Raw genomic sequence first — 5,021 nt, 5'->3', positions numbered from 1 at the left:
TAACGGAACCGTGTGACGCAAACGTTTCACAGTTATCGTAGACAGTTCTCACGTTGGAATCGGACAAAGTTGAGTCTTGCGACGCCGCACGGCGCTTGCCGCCACCCTGGACTGGTTCAGCCGATGTTCGCATCTGCATGGGGTTGTGAATCGGCGGTGAGCCGGCGAGAACGGCGCGAAAGCGGACCTTGCCTTGGTCCGCCCCTGCAGGCCGCACTAATTTTCCGCTCATTTTTCCGCGTGAAGATACGACCATGGATCACGAACGGCTCAAGCCAACCACCGTGCTCCGCTGTCCCACCATAAGGAGGCACCCGGAATGTTCACAAAGATTCTAGTTGCGGTTAGTGCAAATTCGATCGATACAGTATTGGGATCGGCCATCGACACTGCGCGAAAGTACGATGCACGCATTCTTGCGCTGCACGCGGTCGATCCTGCACCCTACTTGATGTCGCCGATCGACTACGACTTCGGGCTCATGGTCGAAGCAATGGAAGCACATGGACGTGAAATCGTCGCGCGAATGGCGCAAGTGCTGGATAACCATTCGGGTCCCGCCGAAACCCGTATGGTCACGTTGCCCATGTCGGGCCTCTCGGTCGGCGGGGCGATCGCCTCTGTCGCCAACACGTGGGCTGCCGATCTGATTATTCTCGGCGAACGGAATTCGAGCTGGCTGGACTGGCTGAGCGAAGACATTGCCCTGGAGGTACGGCGCCATGCGAACGCGCCGATCCAGACTGTCTCCAGCAAAGTCATCAGCGCCACGACGCGCCGTGACCTTACACGCTGGACCCAGGCGCCCGCTGCGGACGCGAGATGATCCGAATTATTGGCGTATCGCGATGCATGTTCGGCAGCCACATGCCTGTTGCCACGCTCTCAACTTGATTTGCCGGTGTCTATCAATGAGAGGAGGCGAAATCGTCGATCTCTTCAGCCGGAGATAGCGCGAACGATGCCCGCATATCTCGAGCCTCATCGATCGGTGAGCGTCCGAAAAAGCGCTTGAACTCGCGACTGAACTGCGAGGGACTTTCATAACCGACGCGCGCGGATGCGGAGGCGGCCGTCAACCCGTCGCGAATCATCAGCAAGCGCGCCTGATGCAGACGCGTCGACTTGATGTATTGGATCGGAGAGGTCAGCGTGACGGTTCTGAAGTTGACATGAAACGCGGGAACACTCATCCCGGCCTCTTCGGCGAGACGGCTGACATCCAATGATTGCGCGTAGTCGGTGTGAATTCGCCGCAGCGCTTTCGCCACCCTGCCAAAGCGGCCCTGATGCGCGAGCGCGGCCCTTAGCGCCCCGCCCCGCTCCCCGATCAATACGCGGTAGCAGATTTCCCGCACGATCGCAGGCCCCAGCACCTCCGCGTCCAGCGGTGAGCTCAGCGCTTGCAGCAGACGCAAGGTTGCGTCGGCGAGGTCTCCCTCGAGCGGCGTCGACACGATCCCTAGTGGTGCGCCTTGCTGATGGCGCCCTGAGTGATCGATCACGAGTATCAGGTCGGTCAGTTCGATCAGATCGAGGCGCAACGACACGGCCAACATTGGCTCGAACTCGTTCGCTTCAGTTTCAGTCGAGAACGGCAGCGGCACCGACAAGATCAGATAGTGCTGAGCGTCATAGACATACACCTCTTCGCCTAGAAAACCCAGCTTGCGCCCCTGACACACGATCACGATGCTCGGCTCGTACAGCACGGGCGTGCGCCCCAGCGGCCGGTTCGAACGCATGAACCGCACGCCCTCCAGTGCCGACTGGGTATAGCCCTCATTGGGCGCCAAACGCTGAAGCAGGCTCACCATCCGTGTGGAAACCGGGTTGTCAGCAAGTATCACGAGGACTCCTCTTTCGCCGGATCAGGTACGGGAATTCTACTGGATACGATCGACAGCCCGCATCCAACTTCAATAGGAATAGGCAATACCGCAATCGCCGCGTGTATTCGCTTGCAGGCGCCCGGCTCATAAGATGGGTCATCGGCTGCAGGGTGCAGTCGAAGCGCGCAGGAGAGCGCGCAGCGGTGCCTTGCAGCCCCCTGGCGCGGTGGTGATGGCTGACGGTGGCATGAGCGTGGCGCTCAAGTAAGCCCTTCGCCAGATTCTTCTAAAGCAGCGTTTCCACTTAAATTCGTAGTACGTACTTATTCAAGGAAATTATCATGAACAAGTCTTCAAAAATCTGGTTTATCACGGGCGCATCGAAAGGTGTCGGTCAACGACTCGTGCGGCAACTCCTCGCGCGCGGAGATCGCGTCGCCGCGACATCGCGAACCGTGGCGTCGCTTACCGAAGTGATCGGCCCCGCCTCGACGCAGTTTCTTCCGCTACACGTGGATCTGACTAACGACGAGAGCGTGCGTTTGGCCATCGCGGAAAGCATCAAGACTTTCGGCAAGATCGATGTGATCGTCAATAACGCCGGCTACGCCCAACAGGGAACCGTTGAAGCGCTCTCGGACGAGGAGCTTCGGCAAAACTTCGAAGTCAACCTGTTCGCACCGCTGACTGTTCTGCGGCACGCGCTCCCGCATCTGCGCGAGCAGCGTGGCGGGCATGTCATCAACATCGCCTCGATCGTCGGTTACCAGGGCGGCTATGCCGGCTGGGGCAGCTATGTGGCGAGCAAATTCGCGCTCGCGGGTCTGACCGAATCGCTGTCGGCCGAGGTGGCCGAGTTCGGCATCAAGGCGACAGTGGTATATCCCGGGCCGGTACGCACGGAGTTTTTGTCGAGCGGTGCGCTCGCGGTGGCAAAGCGCCAGATTGATGAATACACCGAAGCCAAGGCGTCACTCGATCTGCACCTCGGCACGCTGCACGGTCACCAGGCTGGTGATCCGGACAAACTGGCCATGTTGATCATGCAAGCTGTAGATGTTGCTGAACCGCCGCTCCACCTGTTCGCCGGCAAGATCGCCAACGAACTGGCGGCGCAAAAAGCCGAGGCGGTCCAACGCGACCTCGATGCATGGAAAGGCTCATCCGAAGCAACGGATTTTGCCGAGTAACTTCAGAACCAAGCGGCGCCCAGCAAAGGGCGCTGCTTTGGCTGACGTGATGACGATGGGCTTTTTAATGAAGATGCAACTCAACTACTCTACCGATCTTGATTGTGCGTCATCCCATTGAAGCCACAACTTCGTCGGTACTAACCACGGCGTGCGCAAGAAATGCGTAGTTGATCATCGCCGCCTTGTACCCGTCGCCCCAAACCGGATGACGCGGACCGGCAGTGGCATCGCTAACAACAAAAACCTCGAATCCCTGTTCGAGCAGATCACGCAGATGTGACTCCACGCACATGTTAGCGAGCATGCCTCCCAGCACCACCCTCCTCACTCCTCGCTTGCGCAGTTGAAGGACGAGATCGTTGGTCTGAGGTCCGAACACCTTATGTGGACTTACAACTATAGTCTCACCGTCATTGATGTAGGGCTTGAAGTCATCGAGCCAGTCCGCTCCCGAGTCGTCGAAACCTTCAAGACTCAACGCCCCGCTGCGCGTAAACGTACCGGTGGCGAATTCATCCGTCTCTAACGGTCCATTGAACTTCCAGGCGCGATCGGTCGGGAAAAAATAGTGTGGCGATATAAAGACCGCGAACTTCGCGGACTTTGCCGCCTTGAAGATTCGTAGCATGTTTTCTACTGTCTTGTTCTCTGTCACGCTTGCACCGACTGCGCCCCAGTTCTTGCCTTTCTCACTTAAGACATCGACTTGCGGGTCGATAAAAACCACGGCTGTCTCGGTTCGATCAAAGATCATTGCGGACCTCCAAATGAGTACATGAAGGCTCGCCGGCTTTCATCGACCCGAGCCCCTTCGATCAGATTAGGAAATGGAGTCCCCAAAAGCAACGACGCACCGGCAGCTTTTTGATGCCGCACCCGAGCCCTGCGTGTGTGCGCTGAGCGAAGCGGCGGTCGATGACCGAAGCCGCATGATGCCTACGCGTGCGATGCTATTAACAAGCCAATGATTAAAAGGCCACGCCGATGCTCATAAAACAAAGCGGTCAATCACGACAGGCTTCGAGATAGGAGTATGGGCGAATGGGCGGAACGAAACCGCCATTGAGAAACGTGCCTGCGAGTCGCAATTCCCTGCCCCTCAATGTGACGAGACGAACTTTGACCCTGGAAAAGCCGGAGGCAGCGCAAAGGTGTCGCGGAGGCGTTTCGTCTCTGCGGCAGGTGTCAGGCCAAAAAGTCGCTTGAATTCCCGGTTGAATTGAGAGGAACTGGCATAGCCGACAGCAAGACATGCCGTCTCAGCGGTGATGCCCTGGCGCACCATCAGCAAGCGGGCCTGATGCAATCGAGTGGATTTCACGTACTGCATTGGCGAAGTGGTCGTGATGGCCTTGAAGTGACTGTGGAACGTGGGCACGCTCATTCCGGCCTCGCTTGCCAACATCGGAAGATCCAGAGGCTCTGCATAGGTCGCGTGGATACGCTCAAGCGCTCTCCCAATCTTGCCGAATCGCCCTTGCATGGCTAAAGCCGCGCGCATTGCGTGGCCTTGTCCGCCGGTGAGAACACGGAAATACAATTCACGTACCAGTCCCGGGCCGAGGATTGCGGCCTCAAGTGGATGGTTCATTGCCTCCAGAAAGCGCAGTACAGACGCTCGCATTCCCGCATCCATTGGACTTGACATCATGGTCTGCGGCGCGTCATCTGACGCTGGCAAGCCATGACGGTCTATTTGAATCATGAGCTCCGCCGCGACCTGAAAGTCCAGGTGCATATAGACGGCCAGCAGCGGACACTCGGGCGTCGCGTCGGTTTCCATTGTGAAGGGTACGGGCACCGCGACAGCCAGATAATGCTGCGCGTCATATACGTAGACCCGGTCACCAAAAAATCCGCGCTTTGTACCCTGGCAGACGATCACGATGCCGGGATCGTATAGCACCGGCGTGCGAGACAACGCCCGGTCCGAGCGCAGGATTCGTACATCGCGCAACGCGGTCAGGTTGTAGCCCTCCCGCGGAGCTAACGCAGT

Annotated in this window: 6 protein-coding genes; 2 read left to right on the top strand and 4 right to left on the bottom strand. The window is 58.1% G+C overall.

Going from position 1 to position 5,021, the window contains the following annotated elements; translation table 11 throughout:
* Positions 1 to 232 (bottom strand): hypothetical protein (locus tag JWR14_RS17075; protein ID WP_299708935.1); only part of this gene is annotated, 232 nt, incomplete at its 3' end.
* Positions 233 to 319: 87 nt separating this feature from the next.
* On the opposite strand from JWR14_RS17075, the gene JWR14_RS17070 reads away from it, so the two are divergent.
* Positions 320 to 826 (top strand): universal stress protein, encoded by a 507-nt coding sequence (locus JWR14_RS17070; RefSeq protein ID WP_299708932.1) that lies wholly within the window; start codon positions 320 to 322, stop codon positions 824 to 826.
* An 82-nt stretch (positions 827 to 908) separates the two neighbouring features.
* Here JWR14_RS17070 and JWR14_RS17065 read toward each other — a convergent pair whose 3' ends face one another.
* Complete coding sequence (locus JWR14_RS17065) at positions 909 to 1,817, bottom strand: AraC family transcriptional regulator (RefSeq protein ID WP_299708938.1); 909 nt, start codon at positions 1,815 to 1,817, stop codon at positions 909 to 911.
* Positions 1,818 to 2,173: 356 nt separating this feature from the next.
* On the opposite strand from JWR14_RS17065, the gene JWR14_RS17060 reads away from it, so the two are divergent.
* Positions 2,174 to 3,022 (top strand): SDR family oxidoreductase, encoded by an 849-nt coding sequence (locus JWR14_RS17060; protein ID WP_299708929.1) that lies wholly within the window; start codon positions 2,174 to 2,176, stop codon positions 3,020 to 3,022.
* A 109-nt stretch (positions 3,023 to 3,131) separates the two neighbouring features.
* Here the strand turns inward: JWR14_RS17060 and JWR14_RS17055 are convergent, their stop codons facing one another.
* The gene (locus JWR14_RS17055) at positions 3,132 to 3,779 is read right to left on the bottom strand and encodes a cysteine hydrolase (protein ID WP_299708926.1); all 648 of its coding nucleotides are present in this window, start codon (positions 3,777 to 3,779) and stop codon (positions 3,132 to 3,134) included.
* A 345-nt stretch (positions 3,780 to 4,124) separates the two neighbouring features.
* On the bottom strand, positions 4,125 to 5,021 hold an 897-nt coding region (locus JWR14_RS17050), incomplete at its 5' end, for an AraC family transcriptional regulator (RefSeq protein WP_299708923.1).

Source organism: Caballeronia sp. (assembly GCF_028292365.1).
Lineage (GTDB): Bacteria > Pseudomonadota > Gammaproteobacteria > Burkholderiales > Burkholderiaceae > Caballeronia.
This window is presented reverse-complemented; position numbering and strand designations above follow the sequence as displayed.

What these genes read in the sequence shown, in the direction of transcription:
- JWR14_RS17070 (WP_299708932.1), top strand. Translation starts at nt 320, where the DNA reads ATGTTCACAAAGATTCTAGTTGCGGTTAGTGCAAATTCGATCGATACA.
- JWR14_RS17065 (WP_299708938.1), bottom strand. Translation starts at nt 1,817, where the DNA reads ATGGTGAGCCTGCTTCAGCGTTTGGCGCCCAATGAGGGCTATACCCAG.
- JWR14_RS17060 (WP_299708929.1), top strand. Translation starts at nt 2,174, where the DNA reads ATGAACAAGTCTTCAAAAATCTGGTTTATCACGGGCGCATCGAAAGGT.
- JWR14_RS17055 (WP_299708926.1), bottom strand. Translation starts at nt 3,779, where the DNA reads ATGATCTTTGATCGAACCGAGACAGCCGTGGTTTTTATCGACCCGCAA.